Source organism: Klebsiella sp. V115_8 (assembly GCF_029967715.1).
GTDB lineage: Bacteria > Pseudomonadota > Gammaproteobacteria > Enterobacterales > Enterobacteriaceae > Klebsiella > Klebsiella quasipneumoniae.
Genome location: NZ_JASCAR010000040.1, coordinates 18993 through 42199 on the forward strand (window position 1 = coordinate 18993; position 23207 = coordinate 42199).

General features: G+C 54.7%; 22 protein-coding genes. 19 read left to right on the forward strand and 3 right to left on the reverse strand.

What is annotated here, in order from left to right:
- Positions 1-366: 366 nt before the first annotated feature.
- From atpI to QLG03_RS18405, 18 genes are all read left to right on the forward strand, one after another.
- On the forward strand, positions 367-747 hold the full coding sequence (atpI, locus tag QLG03_RS18320; protein ID WP_110244071.1) for a F0F1 ATP synthase subunit I: 381 nt from the start codon (positions 367-369) through the stop codon (positions 745-747).
- Between the two features lie 8 nt (positions 748-755).
- On the forward strand, positions 756-1571 hold the full coding sequence (atpB, locus tag QLG03_RS18325) for a F0F1 ATP synthase subunit A (RefSeq protein WP_023291475.1): 816 nt from the start codon (positions 756-758) through the stop codon (positions 1569-1571).
- Between the two features lie 48 nt (positions 1572-1619).
- Positions 1620-1859, forward strand: coding sequence for a F0F1 ATP synthase subunit C (gene atpE, locus QLG03_RS18330; protein ID WP_000429386.1), 240 nt, complete (start codon positions 1620-1622; stop codon positions 1857-1859).
- A gap of 50 nt (positions 1860-1909) precedes the next feature.
- Positions 1910-2380 (forward strand): F0F1 ATP synthase subunit B, encoded by a 471-nt coding sequence (gene atpF / locus QLG03_RS18335; RefSeq protein WP_004107293.1) that lies wholly within the window; start codon positions 1910-1912, stop codon positions 2378-2380.
- A gap of 14 nt (positions 2381-2394) precedes the next feature.
- Positions 2395-2928, forward strand: a complete 534-nt coding sequence (gene atpH / locus QLG03_RS18340) for a F0F1 ATP synthase subunit delta (RefSeq protein ID WP_004202307.1) — start codon at positions 2395-2397, stop codon at positions 2926-2928.
- Positions 2929-2940: 12 nt separating this feature from the next.
- On the forward strand, positions 2941-4482 hold the full coding sequence (gene atpA, locus QLG03_RS18345; RefSeq protein ID WP_004144995.1) for a F0F1 ATP synthase subunit alpha: 1542 nt from the start codon (positions 2941-2943) through the stop codon (positions 4480-4482).
- Between the two features lie 50 nt (positions 4483-4532).
- The gene (gene atpG, locus QLG03_RS18350) at positions 4533-5396 is read left to right on the forward strand and encodes a F0F1 ATP synthase subunit gamma (protein ID WP_004144996.1); all 864 of its coding nucleotides are present in this window, start codon (positions 4533-4535) and stop codon (positions 5394-5396) included.
- A gap of 26 nt (positions 5397-5422) precedes the next feature.
- Positions 5423-6805 carry a F0F1 ATP synthase subunit beta gene (gene atpD, locus QLG03_RS18355; protein WP_023291474.1) on the forward strand — a complete coding sequence of 461 codons (1383 nt, stop codon included), beginning with the start codon at positions 5423-5425 and terminating at the stop codon, positions 6803-6805.
- A 20-nt stretch (positions 6806-6825) separates the two neighbouring features.
- Positions 6826-7245: a F0F1 ATP synthase subunit epsilon gene (locus QLG03_RS18360; RefSeq protein ID WP_004107274.1), complete on the forward strand. Its 420-nt coding sequence runs from the start codon at positions 6826-6828 to the stop codon at positions 7243-7245.
- 696 nt (positions 7246-7941) lie between these two features.
- Positions 7942-9312, forward strand: coding sequence for a bifunctional UDP-N-acetylglucosamine diphosphorylase/glucosamine-1-phosphate N-acetyltransferase GlmU (gene glmU, locus QLG03_RS18365; protein ID WP_044525109.1), 1371 nt, complete (start codon positions 7942-7944; stop codon positions 9310-9312).
- Positions 9313-9498: 186 nt separating this feature from the next.
- Positions 9499-11328, forward strand: a complete 1830-nt coding sequence (gene glmS / locus QLG03_RS18370) for a glutamine--fructose-6-phosphate transaminase (isomerizing) (RefSeq protein ID WP_023291472.1) — start codon at positions 9499-9501, stop codon at positions 11326-11328.
- 339 nt (positions 11329-11667) lie between these two features.
- Positions 11668-12708 carry a phosphate ABC transporter substrate-binding protein PstS gene (gene pstS / locus QLG03_RS18375; protein ID WP_023291471.1) on the forward strand — a complete coding sequence of 347 codons (1041 nt, stop codon included), beginning with the start codon at positions 11668-11670 and terminating at the stop codon, positions 12706-12708.
- Between the two features lie 127 nt (positions 12709-12835).
- Positions 12836-13795, forward strand: coding sequence for a phosphate ABC transporter permease PstC (gene pstC, locus QLG03_RS18380; protein WP_004145004.1), 960 nt, complete (start codon positions 12836-12838; stop codon positions 13793-13795).
- Positions 13795-14685: a phosphate ABC transporter permease PstA gene (pstA, locus tag QLG03_RS18385; protein WP_023291470.1), complete on the forward strand. Its 891-nt coding sequence runs from the start codon at positions 13795-13797 to the stop codon at positions 14683-14685. The genes pstC and pstA overlap by 1 nt, the downstream gene beginning before the upstream one ends.
- Before the next feature lie 46 nt (positions 14686-14731).
- Positions 14732-15505, forward strand: coding sequence for a phosphate ABC transporter ATP-binding protein PstB (gene pstB / locus QLG03_RS18390; RefSeq protein WP_004145006.1), 774 nt, complete (start codon positions 14732-14734; stop codon positions 15503-15505).
- Between the two features lie 50 nt (positions 15506-15555).
- Positions 15556-16281, forward strand: a complete 726-nt coding sequence (gene phoU, locus QLG03_RS18395) for a phosphate signaling complex protein PhoU (protein ID WP_004145007.1) — start codon at positions 15556-15558, stop codon at positions 16279-16281.
- Between the two features lie 475 nt (positions 16282-16756).
- Positions 16757-18388 (forward strand): carbohydrate porin, encoded by a 1632-nt coding sequence (locus tag QLG03_RS18400; RefSeq protein ID WP_282473663.1) that lies wholly within the window; start codon positions 16757-16759, stop codon positions 18386-18388.
- Between the two features lie 38 nt (positions 18389-18426).
- Entirely contained in the window at positions 18427-19593 is a 1167-nt protein-coding gene (locus QLG03_RS18405) for an alpha/beta hydrolase-fold protein (protein ID WP_048335667.1), read from the forward strand.
- Positions 19594-19756: 163 nt separating this feature from the next.
- On the opposite strand, the gene yieH is transcribed toward QLG03_RS18405, so the two are convergent.
- Positions 19757-20422 (reverse strand): 6-phosphogluconate phosphatase, encoded by a 666-nt coding sequence (gene yieH / locus QLG03_RS18410; protein ID WP_255989685.1) that lies wholly within the window; start codon positions 20420-20422, stop codon positions 19757-19759.
- 169 nt (positions 20423-20591) lie between these two features.
- Here yieH and QLG03_RS18415 point away from each other — a divergent pair, with 169 nt between their 5' ends.
- On the forward strand, positions 20592-21929 hold the full coding sequence (locus QLG03_RS18415; protein WP_023291466.1) for an NCS2 family permease: 1338 nt from the start codon (positions 20592-20594) through the stop codon (positions 21927-21929).
- Between the two features lie 45 nt (positions 21930-21974).
- Here the strand turns inward: QLG03_RS18415 and QLG03_RS18420 are convergent, their stop codons facing one another.
- A complete protein-coding gene (locus QLG03_RS18420) occupies positions 21975-22541 on the reverse strand; it encodes an NADPH-dependent FMN reductase (RefSeq protein ID WP_023291465.1) in 567 nt (188 codons plus the stop codon).
- A gap of 36 nt (positions 22542-22577) precedes the next feature.
- Complete coding sequence (locus QLG03_RS18425) at positions 22578-23153, reverse strand: phosphopantetheinyl transferase (protein ID WP_072096716.1); 576 nt, start codon at positions 23151-23153, stop codon at positions 22578-22580.
- Between the last annotated feature and the right edge of the window lie 54 nt (positions 23154-23207).

Genomic DNA, 23207 nt, shown 5'->3' on the forward strand with positions numbered 1-23207 from the left:
TGGGGTTGTTTTAGATAATGTCCTCACTTTTTATCTTGAATATCAAAAACATGAAAAATAGTGTTTTATGTCCTTGATTCATTAAAGGGCGCTTGAAATGTTTATTATGTGATCTAATGCACGCTTTAATTGCCGTGTTTCCACGTTATTTGCAGTTTTGTATGACCGCTCACAGAACGCTGAAATGCACGGAAAGTTGTCCGTTGGAAAATAATTAAACATTTATTCACTATTTTGCTACTTATTGTTTGAAATCACGGGGCGTCACCGTATAATTTGTCCGCTTTTTGATGCTTGACTCTTCGTCTTAAAGGACGTTTTATACGACACGCGACATACCTCAAAGGGAGCAGGAGTAAAAACGTGATGTCAGTGTCGCTCTTGAGTCGAAACGTTGCTCGCAAGCTTCTGTTTATTCAGTTACTGGCAGTAATAGCAAGTGGACTGCTGTTTAGCCTCAAAGACCCCTTCTGGGGCATTTCCGCGGTATGCGGCGGTTTGGCAGTGGTTTTGCCAAACCTGATGTTTATGATTTTTGCCTGGCGTCATCAGGCGCATACACCAGCAAAAGGCCGTGTGGCCTGGACCTTCGCCTTCGGTGAAGCCTTCAAGGTGTTGCTGACCTTCGCCCTCCTGGCGGTGGCGCTGGCCGTTTTAAAAGTGGTATTTTTGCCACTGATCGTGACGTGGGTTTTGGTGCTGGTGGTACAAGTTCTGGCGCCAGCTGTAATCAACAACAAAGGGTAAAAGGCATCATGGCTTCAGAAAATATGACGCCGCAGGAATACATAGGTCACCATCTGAACAACCTTCAGATTGATCTGCGTACTTTCTCGCTGGTGGATCCGCACAACCCCCCGGCCACCTTCTGGACGCTCAACATTGACTCCATGTTCTTCTCGGTGGTTCTCGGTCTGCTGTTCCTGGCCATGTTCCGTAGCGTTGCTAAGAAAGCGACCAGCGGCGTACCAGGGAAATTCCAGACCTTCATCGAAATGATCATCGGCTTCGTCCATGGCAGCGTCAAAGACATGTACCATGGCAAGAGCAAGGTTATCGCGCCGCTGGCGCTGACCGTGTTCGTCTGGGTCTTCCTGATGAACCTGATGGACCTGCTGCCAATCGACCTGCTTCCTTATATCGGCGAACACATTTTCGGCCTGCCTGCACTGCGCGTGGTTCCGTCTGCTGACGTGAACATCACCCTGTCGATGGCGCTTGGCGTGTTCATCCTGATTATTTTCTACAGCATCAAAATGAAAGGCGTAGGTGGGTTCGTTAAAGAACTGACCATGCAGCCGTTCAATCACTGGGCGTTCATTCCTGTCAACTTAATCCTTGAAGGGGTAAGCCTGCTGTCCAAACCGGTCTCTCTCGGTCTGCGACTGTTCGGCAACATGTATGCCGGTGAGCTGATTTTCATTCTGATTGCTGGTCTGTTGCCGTGGTGGTCACAGTGGGTTCTGAATGTGCCTTGGGCCATTTTCCACATCCTGATTATTACGCTGCAAGCCTTCATCTTCATGGTTCTGACGATTGTCTATCTGTCGATGGCGTCTGAAGAGCATTGATTTTTACCAACACTACTACGTTTTAACTGAAACAAACTGGAGACTGTCATGGAAAACCTGAATATGGATCTGCTGTACATGGCTGCCGCTGTGATGATGGGTCTGGCGGCAATCGGTGCTGCGATCGGTATCGGCATCCTCGGAGGTAAATTCCTGGAAGGCGCAGCGCGTCAGCCGGATCTGATCCCTCTGCTGCGTACTCAGTTCTTTATCGTTATGGGTCTGGTGGATGCTATCCCGATGATCGCTGTAGGTCTGGGTCTGTACGTGATGTTCGCCGTCGCGTAGTAAGTTGTTAGAAACCTAAGCCACAGAGTTAATTAAAGAGGTATTGTGCTGTGAACATGAACGCAACAATCCTCGGCCAGGCCATCGCGTTTGTTATCTTCGTATGGTTCTGCATGAAGTACGTATGGCCGCCTTTAATGGCTGCCATCGAAAAACGCCAGAAAGAGATTTCTGACGGTTTAGCTTCTGCAGAACGCGCTAAGAAAGATTTGGACCTTGCACAGGCCAACGCGACCGACCAGCTGAAAAAAGCGAAAGCGGAAGCCCAGGTAATCATTGAGCAGGCGAACAAGCGCCGCTCTCAGATTCTGGACGAAGCTAAAGCTGAAGCAGAACAGGAACGCACCAAAATCGTTGCACAAGCGCAGGCTGAAATTGATGCTGAGCGTAAACGTGCACGCGAGGAGCTGCGTAAGCAGGTCGCTATCCTGGCTGTTGCTGGCGCCGAGAAGATCATCGAACGTTCCGTGGATGAAGCTGCTAACAGCGACATCGTGGATAAACTTGTCGCTGAACTGTAAGGAGGGAGGGGCTGATGTCTGAATTTGTAACGGTAGCTCGCCCCTACGCCAAAGCAGCTTTTGACTTTGCCGTCGAACACAACAGTGTTGAACGCTGGCAGGATATGCTGGCGTTTGCCGCCGAAGTGACCAAAAACGACCAAATGGCAGAGCTTCTCTCCGGTGCTTTGGCGCCGGAAACGCTCTCAGAAGCGTTTATCGCTATCTGCGGCGAGCAACTTGACGAAAACGGCCAGAACCTGATTAAGGTGATGGCGGAAAATAATCGTCTGAAGGTGCTCCCGGACGTTCTTGAGCAATTCATTCACCTGCGCGCGGCCAGTGAGGCCATCGCAGAGGTAGAAGTCATATCTGCCAACCAACTGAGTGATGAACAGCTTGCCAGGATCGTCAGCGCGATGGAAAAACGTCTGTCACGCAAAGTTAAGCTGAATTGCAAAATCGATAAGTCTGTTATGGCAGGTATTATCATCCGTGCGGGTGATATGGTCATTGATGGCAGCGTACGCGGCCGTCTTGATCGCCTTGCAGACGTCTTGCAGTCTTAAGGGGACTGGAGCATGCAACTGAATTCCACCGAAATCAGCGAACTGATCAAGCAGCGCATTGCTCAGTTCAATGTTGTGAGCGAAGCTCATAACGAAGGTACTATTGTTTCTGTAAGTGACGGTGTTATCCGCATCCACGGCCTTGCCGAATGTATGCAGGGTGAGATGATCTCCCTGCCGGGTAACCGTTACGCTATCGCACTGAACCTGGAGCGCGACTCCGTTGGTGCGGTGGTGATGGGTCCGTACGCTGACCTCGCCGAAGGCATGAAGGTGAAATGTACTGGCCGTATCCTGGAAGTTCCGGTTGGCCGTGGCCTGCTGGGCCGCGTGGTTAACACCCTGGGCGCGCCAATTGATGGTAAAGGTCCGCTGGAAAACGACGGTTTCTCCGCCGTTGAAGCGATCGCGCCGGGCGTAATCGAACGTCAGTCCGTCGATCAGCCGGTACAGACCGGTTATAAATCCGTTGACGCCATGATCCCAATCGGTCGTGGTCAGCGTGAACTGATCATCGGCGACCGTCAGACCGGTAAAACTGCGCTGGCTATCGATGCCATCATCAACCAGCGTGATTCCGGCATCAAGTGCGTCTATGTTGCTATCGGCCAGAAAGCGTCCACCATCTCTAACGTGGTGCGTAAACTGGAAGAGCACGGCGCGCTGGCTAACACCATCGTGGTGGTAGCGACTGCATCCGAATCTGCTGCACTGCAATACCTGGCGCCATACGCGGGTTGCGCAATGGGCGAATACTTCCGCGACCGCGGTGAAGATGCGCTGATCGTTTACGATGACCTGTCTAAACAGGCTGTTGCTTATCGTCAGATCTCCCTGCTGCTCCGTCGTCCGCCAGGACGTGAAGCGTTCCCGGGCGACGTATTCTACCTCCACTCTCGTCTGCTGGAGCGTGCTGCGCGTGTTAACGCCGAATACGTTGAAGCCTTCACCAAAGGTGAAGTGAAAGGGAAAACCGGTTCTCTGACCGCGCTGCCGATTATCGAAACCCAGGCGGGTGACGTTTCCGCGTTCGTTCCGACCAACGTAATCTCCATTACCGATGGTCAGATCTTCCTGGAAACCAACCTGTTCAACGCCGGTATTCGTCCTGCGGTTAACCCGGGTATCTCGGTATCCCGTGTGGGTGGTGCAGCGCAGACCAAGATCATGAAGAAACTGTCCGGTGGTATCCGTACCGCGCTGGCGCAGTATCGTGAACTGGCGGCGTTCTCCCAGTTTGCATCCGACCTTGACGATGCAACCCGCAAACAGCTGGACCACGGTCAGAAAGTGACCGAACTGCTGAAACAGAAACAGTATGCGCCGATGTCCGTCGCGCAGCAGTCTCTGGTTCTGTTCGCAGCAGAACGTGGTTATCTGGCTGATGTAGAACTGGCGAAAATCGGTAGCTTCGAAGCCGCTCTGCTGGCTTACGTCGACCGTGATCACGCTCCGCTGATGCAAGAGATTAACCAGTCCGGTGGCTATAACGACGAAATCGAAGGCAAGCTGAAAGGCATCCTCGATTCCTTCAAAGCAACCCAGTCCTGGTAACGTCTGGCGGTCTGTCTTAGGGCAGGCCGCAAGGCATTGAGGAGAAGCTCATGGCCGGCGCAAAAGAGATACGTAGTAAGATCGCAAGCGTCCAGAACACGCAAAAGATCACTAAAGCGATGGAGATGGTCGCCGCTTCCAAAATGCGTAAATCGCAGGAGCGCATGGCGGCCAGCCGTCCTTACGCAGATACTATGCGCAAAGTGATTGGTCACCTTGCGAACGGTAATCTGGAATATAAGCACCCTTACCTGGAAGAACGCGACGTTAAGCGCGTGGGCTACCTGGTGGTGTCGACCGACCGTGGTTTGTGCGGCGGCTTGAACATTAACCTGTTCAAGAAACTGCTGGCGGAAATGAAAGCATGGTCCGATAAAGGCGTTCAGTGCGACCTCGCAATGATCGGCTCTAAGGGCGTCTCTTTCTTTAACTCCGTTGGCGGCAACGTCGTTGCACAGGTGACCGGTATGGGGGATAACCCATCCCTGTCCGAACTGATCGGCCCGGTAAAAGTGATGTTGCAGGCCTATGATGAAGGCCGTCTGGACAAGCTGTACGTTGTCAGCAACAAATTTATTAACACCATGTCTCAGGTTCCGACGATCACTCAGCTGCTGCCGTTACCGGCATCAGAAGACGCTGATCTGAAACGTAAATCCTGGGATTACCTGTATGAGCCCGATCCGAAAGCGCTGCTGGATACCCTCCTGCGCCGCTACGTCGAGTCTCAGGTTTATCAGGGCGTGGTTGAAAACCTGGCCAGCGAGCAGGCCGCCCGTATGGTGGCGATGAAAGCCGCGACCGATAATGGCGGCAGCCTGATTAAAGAGCTGCAGTTGGTATACAACAAAGCTCGTCAGGCCAGCATTACTCAGGAACTCACCGAGATCGTCTCGGGGGCCGCCGCGGTTTAACCAGGTTATTTCGTAGAGGATTTAAGATGGCTACTGGAAAGATTGTCCAGGTAATCGGCGCCGTGGTCGACGTCGAGTTCCCTCAGGATGCCGTACCACGCGTGTACGAAGCCCTTGAGGTACAGAATGGTAATGAAGTTCTGGTGCTGGAAGTTCAGCAGCAGCTGGGCGGCGGTATCGTGCGTACCATCGCCATGGGTTCTTCCGATGGTCTGCGCCGCGGTCTGGATGTAAAAGACCTCGAGCACCCGATCGAAGTCCCGGTTGGTAAAGCTACGCTGGGTCGTATCATGAACGTACTGGGTCAACCGGTCGACATGAAAGGCGACATCGGCGAAGAAGAGCGTTGGGCTATCCACCGCGCAGCACCGTCTTATGAAGAGCTGTCCAGCTCTCAGGAACTGCTGGAAACCGGCATCAAAGTTATCGACCTGATGTGTCCGTTCGCCAAGGGCGGTAAAGTCGGTCTGTTCGGTGGCGCGGGTGTAGGTAAAACCGTAAACATGATGGAGCTGATCCGTAACATCGCGATCGAGCACTCCGGTTACTCCGTGTTTGCGGGCGTAGGTGAACGTACTCGTGAGGGTAACGACTTCTACCACGAAATGACCGACTCCAACGTTATCGACAAAGTATCCCTGGTGTATGGCCAGATGAACGAGCCGCCGGGAAACCGTCTGCGCGTTGCGCTGACCGGCCTGACCATGGCTGAGAAGTTCCGTGACGAAGGTCGTGACGTACTGCTGTTCGTCGATAACATCTATCGTTACACCCTGGCCGGTACGGAAGTATCCGCACTGCTGGGTCGTATGCCTTCAGCGGTAGGTTACCAGCCGACCCTGGCGGAAGAGATGGGCGTTCTGCAGGAACGTATCACCTCCACCAAAACCGGCTCTATCACTTCCGTACAGGCGGTATACGTACCGGCGGATGACTTAACTGACCCATCCCCAGCCACTACCTTTGCTCACTTAGATGCAACCGTAGTACTGAGCCGTCAGATCGCATCCCTGGGTATCTACCCGGCCGTTGACCCGCTGGACTCCACCAGCCGTCAGCTGGATCCGCTGGTTGTTGGTCAGGAGCACTACGACACCGCTCGTGGCGTTCAGTCCATTCTGCAGCGTTATCAGGAACTGAAAGACATTATCGCCATCCTGGGTATGGATGAACTGTCTGAAGAAGATAAACTGGTGGTAGCTCGCGCGCGTAAGATCCAGCGCTTCCTGTCCCAGCCGTTCTTCGTGGCAGAAGTATTTACCGGTTCTCCGGGCAAATACGTCTCCCTGAAAGACACCATCCGTGGCTTTAAAGGCATCATGGAAGGCGAATACGATCACCTGCCGGAGCAGGCGTTCTACATGGTCGGTTCTATCGACGAAGCCGTGGAAAAAGCCAAAAAACTTTAACGCCTTAATCGGAGGGTGATATGGCAATGACTTACCACCTGGACGTCGTCAGCGCAGAGAAACAAATGTTCTCTGGTCTGGTCGAGAAAATCCAGGTAACGGGTAGCGAAGGTGAACTGGGTATTTACCCGGGGCACGCGCCGCTGCTCACCGCCATTAAGCCTGGTATGATTCGCATCGTTAAGCAGCACGGTCACGAAGAATTTATCTACCTGTCAGGCGGCATTCTTGAAGTGCAGCCGGGTAGCACGACCGTCCTGGCGGATACCGCAATTCGTGGCCAGGATCTCGACGAAGCGCGAGCCCTGGAAGCGAAACGTAAGGCTGAAGAGCACATTAAGAGCTCTCATGGTGACGTGGATTACGCTCAGGCGTCCGCGGAACTGGCCAAAGCGATCGCTAAACTGCGCGTTATCGAGTTGACCAAAAAAGCGATGTAACACCGGCTTGAACGTAAAAAGCCAGTCTGGTTTCCAGGCTGGCTTTTTTTATGGCCAGCTGCTGACGAGCGGATGAAGTGAAAACAGAGTTCACCCTTAATTGTTATTGATTAGTTAAATGATGAAGCGTAGACTCTATTTTATGTGATGTATGTCACATAAAATAGCGTTATCAAATTGCACCTGCGTCAGGAATTCATCATGAAACTGTTCCATAAAATCATCGCTAAATTTAGCGTCCTGAGCTTCTAAGCTCCGCGCTATCTCCCCCGCTGACACGACGTATCGCCCATCAAAACGACAACACTGGCGATGTGAAACCGGGCAAAGAAGGTCACCTGACGGTGGCCTTTCGTTTTTAATCACTACATCAATCACTTTGCCGCCCTCCCCCCGCCAGCGACTGGCGACGATTATCCTGGTTCTTCCCGCTGTGGGTGCTGAAAACCGCTTTCCGCAGTGGCTTTATTCAGGTGACGAAAAAACAGCAAAAGCAGTGAGATAGTCAATGATTATCCTCCCTACCCTCCTTTTTCAGCGTTAAACTGATTTGCAGTGGTTAAAAATAGCGTCATAAAATGGTGTATAGCCGTGAGCCTGGACGTTTTCTCCACGTCTCGTTTTATGATGAAAAATATGTAGAAATTTCAACGTGAAAGGCTTTTACTTTTCGTTCTAACTACCGTCAGGATGAGTATGTCAAATAGTGCGATGAGCGTGGTTATCCTTGCCGCAGGCAAAGGGACCCGCATGTATTCCGATCTTCCTAAGGTGCTGCATACCCTGGCCGGGAAGCCAATGGTGCAGCATGTCATTGATGCCGCTAACGATTTAGGCGCATGTGCGGTACACCTGGTGTACGGCCACGGCGGCGATCTGCTGCGTCAGACGCTGCATGAAGACAACCTGAACTGGGTGCTGCAGGCCGAGCAGCTTGGAACCGGGCACGCCATGCAGCAGGCGGCGCCGTTCTTCAATGATGATGAAGATATCCTGATGCTCTACGGCGACGTGCCGCTGATCTCCGTCGAGACGCTACAGCGCCTGCGCGCCGCGAAACCGCAGGGCGGGATTGGTCTGCTGACGGTGAAGCTGGATGATCCAACCGGCTATGGCCGCATTACCCGTGAGAATGGCCAGGTGACAGGCATCGTTGAGCACAAAGATGCCAGCGAGACGCAGCGCCAGATTCAGGAAATTAACACCGGGATCCTGATCGCCGGCGGAGCAGATCTCAAGCGCTGGCTGGCGAAGCTCACCAATAACAACGCCCAGGGCGAATACTACATCACCGATATCATCGCCATGGCGCATCAGGAAGGTCACGAGATCGTTGCCGTGCATCCCCAGCGCCTGAGCGAAGTCGAAGGCGTCAACAATCGCCTGCAGCTTGCGCGCCTGGAGCGCGTCTACCAGGCTGAGCAAGCGGAAAAGCTGCTGCTGGCGGGGGTGATGTTGCGCGATCCGGCGCGTTTCGATCTGCGCGGTACGCTGCAGCACGGGCGCGATGTGGAGATCGATACTAACGTTATTCTGCAAGGCCGCGTCGTGCTGGGCGATCGCGTGAAAATCGGCGCCGGCTGTGTGATTAAAAACAGCACTATCGGCGATGATTGCGAAATCAGCCCCTACAGCGTGGTGGAAGATGCCCAGCTGCAGGCGGCCTGCACCATCGGCCCATTTGCCCGTCTGCGCCCGGGCGCCGAACTGCTGGAAGGCGCCCACGTTGGCAACTTCGTGGAAATGAAAAAGGCGCGTCTCGGCAAAGGCTCCAAGGCGGGTCATCTGACCTATCTGGGCGATGCGGAGATCGGTGATAACGTCAATATCGGCGCGGGCACCATCACCTGCAACTATGATGGCGCGAATAAACATAAAACGATTATTGGCGATGATGTCTTTGTCGGCTCGGATACCCAGCTGGTGGCCCCGGTCACGGTAGGCAACGGCGTCACGATCGCCGCCGGCACAACCGTCACACGCAATATCGCCGATAACGAACTGGTGTTGAGCCGCGTACCGCAGGTCCACAAACAGGGCTGGCAGCGTCCGGTGAAGAAAAAATAAACAGGATTGTCGCCGGGGGGGAAAAACGCCCGGCGAACCAGGATGAGAGGGTCAATATAGATCCCCGTCCGCAGGCAGTACCATAACAATAACCCCACTCTCTACAAGGCTCGGGGCGCCCGGAAAACGGGCAAATACAGGTCAGCGACAACGCATGGCATATCGCCATTATCAGGAAATTTAACTATGTGTGGAATTGTTGGCGCAGTCGCGCAGCGTGATATTGCTGAAATCCTTCTCGAAGGTTTACGTCGTCTGGAATACCGTGGCTATGACTCTGCCGGTCTGGCGGTAGTCGACAGCGAAGGTCATATGACCCGCGTGCGTCGCCTGGGTAAGGTACAGATGCTGGCTCAGGCGGTCGAAGAGCAACCGTTACACGGTGGTACCGGGATCGCCCATACTCGTTGGGCGACGCACGGCGAACCGTCTGAGAGCAATGCGCATCCGCATGTTTCTGAACACATTGTGGTGGTCCATAACGGGATCATTGAAAACCACGAGCCGCTGCGCGCACTGCTGCAGTCTCGCGGCTATGTCTTCGTCACTGAGACCGATACCGAAGTTATCGCCCATCTGGTGCACTGGGAGCTGGAACAAGGTGGTACCTTACGTGAAGCCGTGCTGCGCGCCATCCCGCAGCTGCGCGGCGCCTACGGCACCGTCATCATGGATACCCGCGACCCGGGAACTCTGCTGGCGGCCCGCTCCGGTAGCCCACTGGTTATCGGTCTGGGCATGGGTGAAAACTTTATCGCCTCCGACCAGCTGGCGCTGCTGCCGGTTACCCGCCGCTTCATCTTCCTCGAAGAGGGCGATATTGCGGAAGTGACTCGTCGCTCGGTGGTGATTTTCGATAAATCCGCTGCGCAAGTGAAGCGCCAGGAGATCGAATCCAATCTGCAGTATGACGCCGGCGATAAAGGTATCTATCGCCACTATATGCAGAAAGAGATTTTCGAACAGCCGAACGCGATTAAGAACACCCTGACCGGGCGTATCAGCCACGGCGAAGTCGATCTCAGCGAGCTGGGGCCGAACGCCAATGAAATGCTGGCTCAGGTCGAACATATTCAGATTGTTGCCTGCGGGACCTCCTATAACTCCGGGATGGTCTCCCGCTACTGGTTTGAAGCGTTAGCCGGCGTGCCGTGCGATGTGGAAATCGCCTCCGAATTCCGCTATCGCAAGTCCGCGGTGCGTCGTAACAGCCTGATGATCACCCTTTCCCAGTCCGGTGAAACTGCCGATACGCTGGCGGCGCTGCGATTGTCGAAAGAGCTGGGCTATCTCGGCTCGCTGGCCATCTGCAACGTGCCGGGCTCGTCGCTGGTGCGCGAATCCGATCTGGCGCTGATGACCAAAGCCGGAACGGAAATTGGCGTGGCCTCGACCAAGGCCTTTACCACTCAGCTGACGGTGCTGCTGATGCTGGTGGCGAAACTGGCGCGATTGAAAGGTCAGGATGCGTCCATTGAGCATGATATCGTCCACGGCCTGCAGGCGCTGCCGAGTCGTATTGAGCAGATGCTCTCTCAGGACAAGCGTATTGAGCAGCTGGCAGAGCGTTTCTCTGATAAGCACCATGCGCTGTTCCTCGGCCGCGGCGATCAGTATCCGATCGCCATGGAAGGGGCGCTGAAGCTGAAAGAGATCTCCTACATTCACGCGGAAGCCTACGCGGCGGGCGAGCTGAAGCACGGCCCGCTGGCGCTGATTGATGCGGAAATGCCGGTGATCGTGGTGGCGCCGAACAACGAGCTGCTGGAAAAACTGAAATCCAACATCGAAGAAGTTCGCGCCCGCGGCGGTGAGCTGTACGTCTTCGCCGACGGTGACGCCGGCTTCAACGGCAGCGACAACATGCACATCATTGAGATGCCGCATGTCGAAGAGACCATCGCCCCCATCTTCTACACCGTGCCGCTGCAGCTGCTGGCTTATCACGTTGCGCTGATCAAAGGCACAGACGTTGATCAGCCGCGTAACCTGGCGAAATCGGTCACGGTTGAGTAACGTATTACCTCTTTTGCAAAGGGCTGCCGGCGGTGGCCCTTTTTTATTTTCACCTGCTGTTTTTCGCCGATCTTGTGCGCAATATGTGGGATGGCGATAGACGACAACCGATCGTTTTGCACTGCGATTTGGCTGTCATAAAAAGAAAATTATTCCGTCATTGTATGGTCATGCTTGCAAGTAACCATTTGAGTTATAAGCGTATTATTTGACGCAAAATCCCGTCTCCCGGCCTGTCATAAAACTGTCATAATTCGTACATTTTACTGTCACCTCTTTGACCTATTTTGCTCACCATAGCCTCGAAACAATGATTTACGAATCCCAGCAGGAGACATTATGAACGTTATGCGTACCACCGTCGCAACAGTTGTCGCCGCGACCTTATCGATGAGCGCTTTCTCTGCTTTCGCAGCAGCAAGCCTGACTGGCGCAGGTGCAACTTTTCCTGCGCCGGTGTATGCCAAATGGGCTGACACCTATCAGAAAGAAACCGGCAATAAAGTGAACTACCAGGGTATTGGTTCCTCTGGTGGCGTTAAGCAGATTATTGCCAACACAGTTGATTTCGGTGCTTCTGATGCTCCGCTGGCTGATGACAAACTGACCCAGGAAGGTCTGTTCCAGTTCCCGACCGTGATCGGCGGCGTGGTGCTGGCGGTTAACCTGCCTGGCGTGAAATCCGGCGAGCTGGTGCTGGATGGCAAAACCCTCGGCGATATCTATCTGGGTAAAATTAAAAAATGGGATGACGAAGCGATCGCTAAACTCAACCCGGGTCTGAAGCTGCCGTCGCAGAATATCGCCGTGGTTCGCCGCGCCGATGGTTCCGGTACCTCCTTCGTCTTCACCAGCTACCTGTCCAAAGTGAATGAAGAGTGGAAATCGAAAATCGGCGCAGGCTCTACCGTTAACTGGCCAACCGGTCTTGGCGGTAAAGGCAACGACGGTATCGCCGCCTTTGTTCAGCGTCTGCCGGGCTCGATTGGTTACGTCGAATACGCTTACGCCAAACAAAACAATCTGGCGTACACCAAACTGGTCTCTGCCGATGGCAAACCGGTTAGCCCGACTGAAGACAACTTCGCTAACGCCGCAAAAGGCGTTGACTGGAGCAAGTCTTTCGCTCAGGACCTGACTAACCAGAAGGGTGAAAATGCATGGCCGATCACCTCAACCACCTTCATCCTGGTGCATAAGGCGACTAACAAGCCTGAGCAGACCGCTGAAGTGCTGAAGTTCTTCGACTGGGCGTATAAAAACGGCGGGAAAGAAGCGAATGCGCTGGATTACGCATCGCTGCCGGAAAGCGTGGTTGAGCAGGTTCGTGCGGCATGGAAAACCAACGTCAAAGACAGCAGCGGTAAAGCGCTGTACTAACAGTAGATTTTTGACGAAGATGGCGGGGGCGTTCAGCGCTGCCCGCCCTACGGTTCAGACTGTAGGCCCGGAAGCGAACGCCACCGGGCATTTATTCGAACAAGCTTTAATACGTAAAGAGTAATCTATGGCTGCAACCAAGCCTGCATTTACCCCTCCGGGGAAAAAGGGTGACATGATTTTCAGTGCGCTGGTAAAACTGGCTGCGCTGATTGTGCTATTGATGCTGGGCGGCATCATCGTTTCCCTGATCATCTCTTCCTGGCCGAGCATTCAAAAGTTTGGCTTTGCCTTTTTGTGGACCAAAGAGTGGGATGCGCCCAACGAAATCTTCGGCGCGCTGGTGCCGATTTACGGGACCCTGGTGACCTCCTTTATCGCGCTGCTGATCGCCGTACCGGTGAGCTTCGGCATCGCGCTGTTTCTGACGGAACTGTCCCCCGCCTGGCTCAAGCGTCCGCTGGGCATTGCGATTGAGCTGCTGGCCGCGATCCCGAGTATCGTGTACGGCATGTGGGGCCTGTTTATTTTCGCCCCGCTGTTTGCGACTTACTTCCAGGAGCCTGTCGGTAACGTCCTGTCGACTATTCCGTTCGTCGGCGCGCTGTTTGCTGGCCCGGCGTTTGGTATCGGTATTCTCGCCGCTGGCGTTATTCTGGCCATCATGATCATCCCTTATATCGCCGCGGTAATGCGTGATGTTTTCGAACAGACGCCGGTGATGATGAAAGAGTCGGCCTATGGCATCGGCTGCACCACCTGGGAAGTGATCTGGCGCATCGTTTTACCGTTCACCAAGAACGGGGTGATCGGTGGCGTGATGCTCGGTCTGGGCCGCGCGCTGGGTGAAACCATGGCGGTCACCTTTATCATCGGTAACACCTACCAGCTCGACAGCATATCGCTGTATATGCCGGGGAACAGCATTACCTCCGCGCTGGCCAACGAATTCGCCGAAGCCGAAACCGGTCTGCACGTGGCGGCGCTGATGGAACTGGGTCTGATCCTGTTCGTTATCACCTTTATCGTTCTGGCGGCGTCGAAGTTCATGATTATGCGCCTCGCGAAGAATGAGGGGGCACGCTAATGGCGACTATTGAAATGCAAAGCACCGCCGAGCTGGCGGAGTCTCGCCGCAAGATGCAGGCTAAACGCCGCATGAAGAACCGTATCGCCCTGGCGCTGTCGATGGCCACCATGGCGTTTGGGTTGTTCTGGCTTATCTGGATCCTGATGGCGACGATAACCCGCGGCTTCGACGGCATGAGCCTGGCGCTGTTTACCGAAATGACGCCGCCGCCGAATACCGCGGGCGGCGGTCTGGCCAACGCCCTCGCCGGCAGCGGCCTGCTGATCCTGTGGGCAACCATCTTTGGTACGCCGCTGGGAATCCTCGCTGGAATTTATCTGGCGGAGTATGGCCGCAAGTCGGTGCTGGCGGAAATTATCCGTTTTATTAACGATATTCTGCTTTCCGCGCCGTCTATCGTGGTTGGTCTGTTCGTCTACACCATCGTGGTGGCGCAGATGCAGCACTTCTCCGGCTGGGCGGGGGTGATCGCCCTGGCGCTGCTGCAGGTGCCTATCGTTATTCGTACCACCGAAAACATGCTGAAACTGGTGCCGGATAGCCTGCGTGAAGCGGCCTATGCGCTGGGTACGCCGAAGTGGAAGATGATCTCGGCGATCACCCTGAAAGCGTCCGTCTCGGGGATTATGACCGGGATCCTGCTGGCTATCGCCCGTATCGCCGGGGAAACGGCGCCCCTGCTGTTTACCGCGCTGTCCAACCAGTTCTGGAGCACCGACATGATGCAGCCGATTGCCAACCTGCCGGTGACCATTTTCAAATTTGCCATGAGTCCGTTTGCGGAGTGGCAGCAACTGGCATGGGCCGGGGTATTGATTATCACCCTGTGCGTCTTGCTGCTGAACATCCTGGCGCGCGTTATCTTCGCCAAGAAGAAACACGGTTAATTTTTGCGGCGCAGCGACAGCTGCGCTGAATGAGGAAGAGATTGAGATGAGTATGGTGAATACAGCCCCGGGTAAGATTTCAGTTCGCAACCTGAACTTCTACTACGGTAAATTCCATGCCCTGAAGAACATCAACCTGGATATCACCAAAAACCAGGTGACGGCGTTTATCGGTCCGTCAGGCTGTGGTAAATCCACCCTGCTGCGTACGTTCAACAAAATGTTTGAACTGTATCCGGAGCAGCGCGCGGAAGGCGAGATCCTGCTGGATGGCGACAACATTCTGACCAACACCCAGGATATCGCCCTGCTGCGTGCCAAGGTTGGCATGGTATTCCAGAAGCCAACGCCGTTCCCGATGTCCATTTACGACAACATCGCTTTCGGCGTGCGCCTGTTTGAAAAGCTGTCCCGTGCCGATATGGATGAGCGCGTGCAGTGGGCATTGACCAAAGCCGCATTATGGAATGAAACCAAAGATAAACTGCACCAGAGCGGGTATTCTCTCTCCGGCGGTCAGCAGCAGCGCCTGTGCATCGCCCGCGGTATCGCGATCCGCCCGGAAGTCCTGCTGCTTGATGAACCTTGCTCAGCGCTGGACCCGATCTCTACCGGGCGTATCGAGGAGCTGATCACCGAGCTGAAGCAGGATTACACCGTCGTTATCGTGACTCACAACATGCAGCAGGCTGCGCGTTGCTCCGACCATACGGCATTTATGTATCTTGGCGAGCTGATTGAGTTCAGCAACACGGATGACCTGTTCACCAAGCCCGCGAAGAAACAAACTGAAGATTATATTACTGGCCGCTACGGTTGATTTGCCCTTGTGCTTTCAGGCTCTCACCAGTTGGGCAATCAGGAGACACCATGGACAACCTAAATCTTAACAAACATATTTCCGGCCAGTTCAACGCTGAACTGGAGTATATCCGCACCCAGGTGATGACCATGGGTGGGCTGGTGGAGCAACAGCTTTCTGATGCGATCACCGCCATGCATAACCAGGACAGCGATCTGGCGAAACGCGTGATTGACGGCGACAAGCAGGTCAACATGATGGAAGTGGCGATCGATGAAGCCTGCGTGCGCATCATCGCCAAGCGCCAGCCGACCGCCAGCGACCTGCGCCTGGTGATGGCGATCATCAAGACCATCGCTGAGCTGGAACGCATTGGCGACGTGGCGGATAAAATCTGCCGTACCGCGCTGGAGAAGTTTTCCCAGCAGCACCAGCCGCTGCTGGTGAGCCTCGAATCGCTGGGCCGCCATACGGTGCAGATGCTGCATGACGTGCTGGATGCCTTCGCGCGTATGGATCTCGACGAGGCGGTACGTATCTATCGCGAAGACAAGAAAGTCGACCAGGAGTATGAAGGCATCGTGCGTCAGCTGATGACCTACATGATGGAAGACTCGCGCACTATCCCCAGCGTTCTGACGGCGCTGTTCTGCGCGCGCTCCATCGAACGTATCGGCGACCGCTGCCAGAATATTTGCGAATATATTTTCTACTTCGTCAAAGGCCAGGATTTCCGTCATGTGGGCGGCGATGAACTGGATAAACTGCTCGCCGGAAAAGATCCGAAAGAGTAATAATCATTTTGTTTAATTCTGATAAATGGATTTATCAGAATTAGATATGATTCCTCCAGCGGCAGCGATATTGCTGCGATTATCGTCACAATTAACAGGCTGCCCGTTTGAGTTCTTCATTTTATCGCGTAACAATCAGTATCCACTGACTGAGCGCGCAAGCTCAGAATGTTTTAAACGGATTGTTACTGCGACAGCAGGCAAAACCTGATATTGCCCCCCCACGGCGGCGATATCAGGTTTTTTTATGCGCGCTAAGAATGAATTAATAAGGGTTGCTACCGCGATGCGCGGGCAAAACCTGAAGAGGATTATCTGTTTAGGCAGATCGTCTTCTTCGGGTTTTTTTGCTTTTTTCTCACCGCAAAAATAACAGCCCTCGCGCCCTTAAGCGGTATGGATACAGCTATTAAAACCCGCGCGATGCTTGTCGCTGTCGTATTTATTTATGCCAACAATTATATAAGGGAATATTATGTTTAGAAAAAACAGGATCGCTTCGGCGATGGTATTGCTGGCGCCGCTTTGTTATTCAACCACGCTGTTCGCGAGCCAGTTGACGGTAGAGCAACGGCTTGAGTTGCTGGAAAAAGCGCTTAGCGATACGCAAAAAGAGCTCAAAAAATATCAGGACCAGGAGAGAAAAAGAGACCAGATTTGGGCCACATGGTCTTCGCCTGCAGAGAGCCAGACGCGCACCGTCGCGGCGGCGGCAGGACCGAAAGCAGCAGTGAAACCGGATGCGGTACTGGTCAAAAATCAACAACCTGCCACAGACGGCGCGCCAGCCTACAGCGCGATGACGCTGAAAGACTTTAGCAAGTTCGTCAAAGATGAAATTGGCTTTAGCTATAACGGCTACTTCCGCTCGGGCTGGGGAACCGCCTCGCATGGCTCGCCAAAGTCGTGGGCCATTGGCTCGCTTGGCCGTCTGGGCAATGAATATTCCGGCTGGTTCGATCTGCAGCTGAAGCAGCGGGTGTTTCAGGAAGGCAATAAACGCGTCGACGCCATCGTGATGCTCGACGGGAACGTTGGCCAGCAGTATTCCACTGGCTGGTTTGGTGACAATGCCGGCGGCGAAAACTACATCCAGTTCTCGGATATGTACGTTAACACCAAAGGATTCCTGCCGTTTGCCCCGGAAGCCGATTTCTGGGTCGGCAAACACGGTGCGCCAAAAATCGAGATCCAGATGCTGGACTGGAAAACGCAGAGAACCGATGCGGCGGCTGGCGTGGGGCTGGAAAACTGGCAGGTAGGCGCCGGGAAATTCGATATCGCGCTGGTCCGGGAGGATGTGGATGACTACGATCGTTCTTTAAGCAATAAGCAGCAAATTAACACCAATACCCTCGATATCCGTTACAAAGAGATCCCGTTGTGGGATAAAGCCAGTCTGATGGTCAGCGGACGCTATGTCGCCGCCAACCAAAGTTCTTCTGAGAAATATAAAGAGGGCAATGAAGGCTATTATCCATGGAAAGATACCTGGATGGCCGGCACCTCGTTAACGCAAAAATTTGCTCACGGCGGCTTTAACGAATTTTCTTTGTTGCTGGCGAATAACTCCATTGCCAGCAGCTTCTCGCGCTATGCCGGATCCAGCCCCTATACCACCTTTAACGGCCGCTATTATGGCGACCATACCAATGGCACTGCCGTGCGCTTAACCTCGCAAGGGGAAACCTATTTACGCGATGACATTATTATGGCGAATGCCATCGTTTACTCCTTTGGCAACGACGTTTACAGTTACGAGACCGGGGCCCACTCCGATTTTGAATCCATCCGAACGGTCCTGCGGCCGGCCTATATCTGGAATAAATATAACCAGACCGGCGTCGAACTGGGGTACTTCAGGCAGCAAAACAAAGATGTGACCGGCAAGAAATATAACGAATCCGGCTATAAGACCACGCTGTTCCATACCTTCAAAGTTAATACCAGTATGCTGACCTCGCGCCCGGAAATTCGCTTCTATGCCACCTATATTAAAGCGAAGGATATCGACCTGGATAAGGCCGCGAATAACACCACCCACATTTTTGAAGACGGTAAAAACGATCAGTTTGCCGTAGGGGCGCAGGCGGAAATCTGGTGGTGAGACGATAACAGAACGGACACAACGTAAGAGGAATAACGATGAAACGACATGCCATTTATTTCGCCCTCGCGCTGGCAGGCGCGGCGTTCACCATTCAGGCGGCACCGTTGCCAGCGATGCCCGAGCCCTCCCTGCCGGTGAGCCACTTTATCACTCAGGTTAACGCGGATAAGAGTATCACTTACCGCCTGTTTGCCCCTGATGCCCGGCGGGTTTCGGTGGTGACAGGCGCCACGCCGGACACCTTTGTCTCGCACGACATGACCAAAGCGGACCACGGGGTCTGGACATGGAAAAGCGAGGCAATGAAACCCAATCTCTATGAATATTATTTTGATGTGGACGGCTTCCGCTCGGTGGATACCGGCAGCCGCTATCAGAAGCCGCAGCGTCAGGTGAACACCAGCCTGATTCTGGTTCCCGGCAGTATTCTGGACGATCGCCCGGTCGCGCACGGCGATCTGCGCACCCTTACCTATCACTCGAAGGCGCTGAATGCGGAACGGCGGCTCTATGTCTGGACGCCGCCGAACTATAGCGGCAGCGGCGAGCCGCTGCCGGTGCTCTATTTCTATCATGGCTTTGGCGACAGCGGGCTGTCGGCCATCGATCAGGGGCGTATTCCGCAAATCATGGATAACCTGCTGGCGGAGGGCAAGATCAAGCCTATGCTGGTGGTGGTCCCGGATACCGAAACCGACACCCCGGAAGCCATCGCGGAAAACTTCCCGCCGCAGGAGCGACGCAAAACCTTCTATCCGCTGAATGCGCAGGCGGCGGATAAGGAGCTGATGCAGGACATTATTCCGCTGATCGATGCCCGGTTTAACGTGCGTAAAGATGCCGACGGTCGGGCGCTGGCTGGCCTCTCTCAGGGCGGGTATCAGGCGCTGGTTTCCGGGATGAATCATCTGGAGAGCTTTGGCTGGCTCGCCACGTTTAGCGGCGTCACGACCACCACGGTGCCGAATGCCGGTGTGGAAGCGCAACTGAAACATCCTGAGGCGATCAATCAACAGCTGCGTAACTTTACCGTGGTCGTCGGGGAAAAAGATTCCGTGACCGGCAAAGACATCGCGGGTCTGAAAAGCGAACTGGAAAAACAGAAGATCAACTTTGACTATCACGCCTATCCCGGCCTGAACCATGAAATGGACGTCTGGCGCCCGGCCTACGCGGAGTTTGTGCAAAAACTGTTTAAATAGCCGGTGGGGGCGTTTAGCCCCCGCTTTCCGCGAGTGAAGAAAGACAAGATGAAAGTGATTGTGTCCGAAGATGATGAAGAGATAGCCGGTCGCCAGCCGTCCTGTTCTGGGCTAGAACATAGCGCTACCTGCCAACCGTCGCCCGGCTGGGCGACGCCGGGGGCTAGCGAGTGATATCCCAACCGCGCGCTTTCCACAATGCCGGAAGCGCAGCCAGATCGGTAAAGGTCGTCACGTTGGGATGATCGATGGGCGGGTTGTGCGGATCGGCGCAGAAGTAGAACACCTCCATGCCGGCGGCTATTCCCGATTGTGCACCTGCCCTGGAATCATCAACCAGAATACAGTTCTCAACGTTAACGCTCATCGCCTTTGCGGCATGGAACATCAGGGCCGGATCGGGTTTCCAGCGCTGAATATCGTAGCCGCTGTATAACCGGTCAGCGAAATGGTGCAGCAGGCCGGTGCGGCCGAGAGAGTGTTGCATCTTACTGACCGGGCCATTGGAAACCACGCACATCGGGACGCTTACCGCATCCAGCAGCGCCTGGGCTCCGGCAATCACCTCCAGTTCGCTATCAAACAGGCGGGCGACTTCCGCACGGTAAATCGGCTCCAGAGTGACCTTTTGCAGGTTAACGCCATGCTCGGCGTTGATGGTGTCGATTATTTCGTACAGCTTTACGCCTTTGAAGCGCTTAAAAATCTCTGCCAGCTCCAGCGTAATGCCAAATTCCTGGAACATATGCACGTAGGCGCGGGAGCAAATCACCTCGCTGTCGACCAGCGTGCCGTCACAGTCAAAAAATACTGCTTCTGGTTGAGTCATAGCCATTCCATATTAACAAGTTTAACGTTTTCGTCATGTCCAATACCGCGACGCAATCGTTGCCGTATAAGCAAAATAAATGAAAAAAATTACCATACAACCGCGCCTGGTGCTGTAATTTGGTATAGGATAGCGTCGAATTTTCCCTCCTTACGTTCGGAAACCGATAATGAGTCAACAACAAACCAGCCAGTCTTCTGGCCAGGGTCTGCTGGAGCGCGTATTTAAACTGCGCGAGCACGGCACCACGGTGCGCACGGAAGCCATCGCCGGTTTCACCACGTTCCTGACGATGGTGTATATCGTTTTTGTTAACCCACAAATTCTTGGCGTAGCGGGCATGGATACCAGCGCCGTGTTTGTGACCACCTGTCTGATTGCCGCTTTCGGCAGTATCCTGATGGGGCTGTTCGCGAACCTGCCGGTCGCCCTGGCGCCGGCGATGGGCCTGAACGCCTTTTTCGCCTTTGTGGTGGTGCAGGCGATGGGCCTGCCGTGGCAGGTCGGGATGGGCGCGATTTTCTGGGGCGCCGTCGGCCTGCTGCTGCTGACGATCTTCCGCGTACGCTACTGGATGATCGCCAATATTCCGCTGAGCCTGCGCGTGGGCATCACCAGCGGTATCGGTCTGTTTATCGGTATGATGGGCCTGAAGAACGCCGGGGTTATCGTCGCAAACCCGGAAACGCTGGTCAGCATTGGTCATCTGACCTCCCACAGCGTGCTGCTGGGCGTGCTGGGCTTCTTTATCATCGCAATTCTGGCGTCGCGCAACATTCATGCCGCGGTTCTGGTCTCTATCGTGGTGACCACCCTGCTGGGCTGGATGCTGGGTGATGTACACTACACCGGTATCGTCTCGGCGCCGCCGAGCGTGACTTCGGTGATCGGTCATGTCGATCTGGCGGGCTCCCTGAATCTGGGCCTGGCCGGGGTGATCTTCTCCTTTATGCTGGTCAACCTGTTTGACTCCTCCGGGACGCTGATCGGCGTGACGGATAAAGCGGGTCTGGCGGACGCCAACGGTAAATTCCCGCGCATGAAGCAGGCGCTGTTTGTCGATAGCGTCTCGTCGGTGGCAGGCTCCTTCATCGGCACCTCGTCGGTAACAGCGTATATCGAATCCTCCTCCGGCGTTTCCGTGGGCGGGCGCACCGGCCTGACCGCCGTGGTCGTCGGTATCCTGTTCCTGCTGGTTATCTTCCTCTCTCCGCTGGCGGGGATGGTTCCAGCCTATGCGGCCGCCGGCGCGCTGATTTACGTCGGTGTGCTGATGACCTCAAGCCTGGCGCGCGTGAAGTGGGATGACCTGACGGAAGCGGTACCGGCGTTTATCACCGCGGTGATGATGCCGTTTAGCTTCTCGATCACCGAAGGCATTGCCCTGGGCTTTATCTCCTACTGCGTGATGAAAATTGGCACCGGCCGTCTGCGCGACCTCAGCCCTTGCGTCATTATCGTCTCGCTGCTGTTTGTGCTGAAGATTGTCTTTATCGATGCACATTAATCCGCACGTATGATGAAAAAGCCCGGCATCGCTGCCGGGCTTTTTTTATGCTTTAACCCGCTGAATATAGTCGCCAAAGGCAGTCAGCTGGCCGCGCAGATGGTCGAGGGTGCTCTGATCGACCACTTCACCCGACTGCGGATCCACTTTGTTCTGGATCACGCCGCCCATAAATTCCGGTTTATTCATCACCATCGCATCGAGGAACACCAGAATCTGCCGCAGATGATACTGGCAGCGCGCGCCGCCGATGGCGCCCATAGAGCTGGTTTGAATCAGCACCGGCTTGCCGGACAGCGGCTGCTCGGGCAGACGTGAAAGCCAGTCGATGGCGTTTTTCAGGCCGCCAGGCACGGAATAGTTATACTCGGGGGTGACAATCACCACGCCATCCGCCTCGCGGATCTGCTGCGCAATCTCCTGCACGCTCTGCGGGAATCCCTCTTCCTCCTGAATATCAGCATCGTACAGCGGAATATCGCCGATCGACGGCAGCGCGGAAATGTGCATGCCCGCTGGCGCGATGCCGGGCAGGGTACGCGCGACCATTCCATTAAACGACCCTTTACGCAGGCTGCCGAGTAACGTAACCACTTTCAAGGTATCTGACATGATTGCTCCTTTGGATCATGATGCCGGCAAGACCGGTCAATTGAGGGATAAGGTTTTTTCCGTGGGCAGACTGGTAAAGCGCATCAGGCGGGCTGAGGGTTCGCGTGCGCGGCGCTGAGCGTCCGCCAGGCTGTGCCAGTCGCCTCCCTTAGCATCATACTCCCAGACCTTCAGCGGGCCGATATTCGGGGTAGCGGCAATCGACCACACCAGCAGCGATTCGGCGTCACAGACGGCTTCGATCGGCAGGCTGCCGGCGGTACGCAGGCGGCCGGAGCCAGGCAGCAGCTGCAGCTGCGTTGATGTCTCACCGGTCAGTTTCAGCACGCTGCGCCGCAGCGCCACCAGCTGGCTGCGCGCTTCGTCCGGGTCATGCTGAATGTTAATCCACAGATTCTCATTGTTACTGAAATTTTGCCGGTCGGCGTCGTGGCTGCGAACGGCGCGCTGCAGCTCCATGTCGAGGCCGCAATCCCCCTCGGTGGTCAGCGCCACGCCAACGATATTGCCAGTATAAGAGATAGAGAAGCGGGGAAGGTGACGATCGCTAAAAACCGGTCTGCCATTGGCTTCGTTAACGATTTCAGGCAGCTCGCTGATGCCGTAAAGCATAAACAGCAGTTCGGCGAGCAGCGACCGCGAAGCGCGAAAGCGGGCTTGCCGGTA

Excerpts from the sequence above, each read along its gene's own strand:
- atpI (WP_110244071.1), top strand. The coding sequence starts at position 367 with ATGTCAGTGTCGCTCTTGAGTCGAAACGTTGCTCGCAAGCTTCTGTTT.
- atpB (WP_023291475.1), top strand. The coding sequence starts at position 756 with ATGGCTTCAGAAAATATGACGCCGCAGGAATACATAGGTCACCATCTG.
- atpE (WP_000429386.1), top strand. The coding sequence starts at position 1,620 with ATGGAAAACCTGAATATGGATCTGCTGTACATGGCTGCCGCTGTGATG.
- atpH (WP_004202307.1), top strand. The coding sequence starts at position 2,395 with ATGTCTGAATTTGTAACGGTAGCTCGCCCCTACGCCAAAGCAGCTTTT.
- atpA (WP_004144995.1), top strand. The coding sequence starts at position 2,941 with ATGCAACTGAATTCCACCGAAATCAGCGAACTGATCAAGCAGCGCATT.
- atpG (WP_004144996.1), top strand. The coding sequence starts at position 4,533 with ATGGCCGGCGCAAAAGAGATACGTAGTAAGATCGCAAGCGTCCAGAAC.
- atpD (WP_023291474.1), top strand. The coding sequence starts at position 5,423 with ATGGCTACTGGAAAGATTGTCCAGGTAATCGGCGCCGTGGTCGACGTC.
- QLG03_RS18360 (WP_004107274.1), top strand. The coding sequence starts at position 6,826 with ATGGCAATGACTTACCACCTGGACGTCGTCAGCGCAGAGAAACAAATG.
- glmU (WP_044525109.1), top strand. The coding sequence starts at position 7,942 with ATGTCAAATAGTGCGATGAGCGTGGTTATCCTTGCCGCAGGCAAAGGG.
- glmS (WP_023291472.1), top strand. The coding sequence starts at position 9,499 with ATGTGTGGAATTGTTGGCGCAGTCGCGCAGCGTGATATTGCTGAAATC.
- pstS (WP_023291471.1), top strand. The coding sequence starts at position 11,668 with ATGAACGTTATGCGTACCACCGTCGCAACAGTTGTCGCCGCGACCTTA.
- pstC (WP_004145004.1), top strand. The coding sequence starts at position 12,836 with ATGGCTGCAACCAAGCCTGCATTTACCCCTCCGGGGAAAAAGGGTGAC.
- pstA (WP_023291470.1), top strand. The coding sequence starts at position 13,795 with ATGGCGACTATTGAAATGCAAAGCACCGCCGAGCTGGCGGAGTCTCGC.
- pstB (WP_004145006.1), top strand. The coding sequence starts at position 14,732 with ATGAGTATGGTGAATACAGCCCCGGGTAAGATTTCAGTTCGCAACCTG.
- phoU (WP_004145007.1), top strand. The coding sequence starts at position 15,556 with ATGGACAACCTAAATCTTAACAAACATATTTCCGGCCAGTTCAACGCT.
- QLG03_RS18400 (WP_282473663.1), top strand. The coding sequence starts at position 16,757 with ATGTTTAGAAAAAACAGGATCGCTTCGGCGATGGTATTGCTGGCGCCG.
- QLG03_RS18405 (WP_048335667.1), top strand. The coding sequence starts at position 18,427 with ATGAAACGACATGCCATTTATTTCGCCCTCGCGCTGGCAGGCGCGGCG.
- yieH (WP_255989685.1), bottom strand. The coding sequence starts at position 20,422 with ATGACTCAACCAGAAGCAGTATTTTTTGACTGTGACGGCACGCTGGTC.
- QLG03_RS18415 (WP_023291466.1), top strand. The coding sequence starts at position 20,592 with ATGAGTCAACAACAAACCAGCCAGTCTTCTGGCCAGGGTCTGCTGGAG.
- QLG03_RS18420 (WP_023291465.1), bottom strand. The coding sequence starts at position 22,541 with ATGTCAGATACCTTGAAAGTGGTTACGTTACTCGGCAGCCTGCGTAAA.
- QLG03_RS18425 (WP_072096716.1), bottom strand. The coding sequence starts at position 23,153 with ATGCTTTACGGCATCAGCGAGCTGCCTGAAATCGTTAACGAAGCCAAT.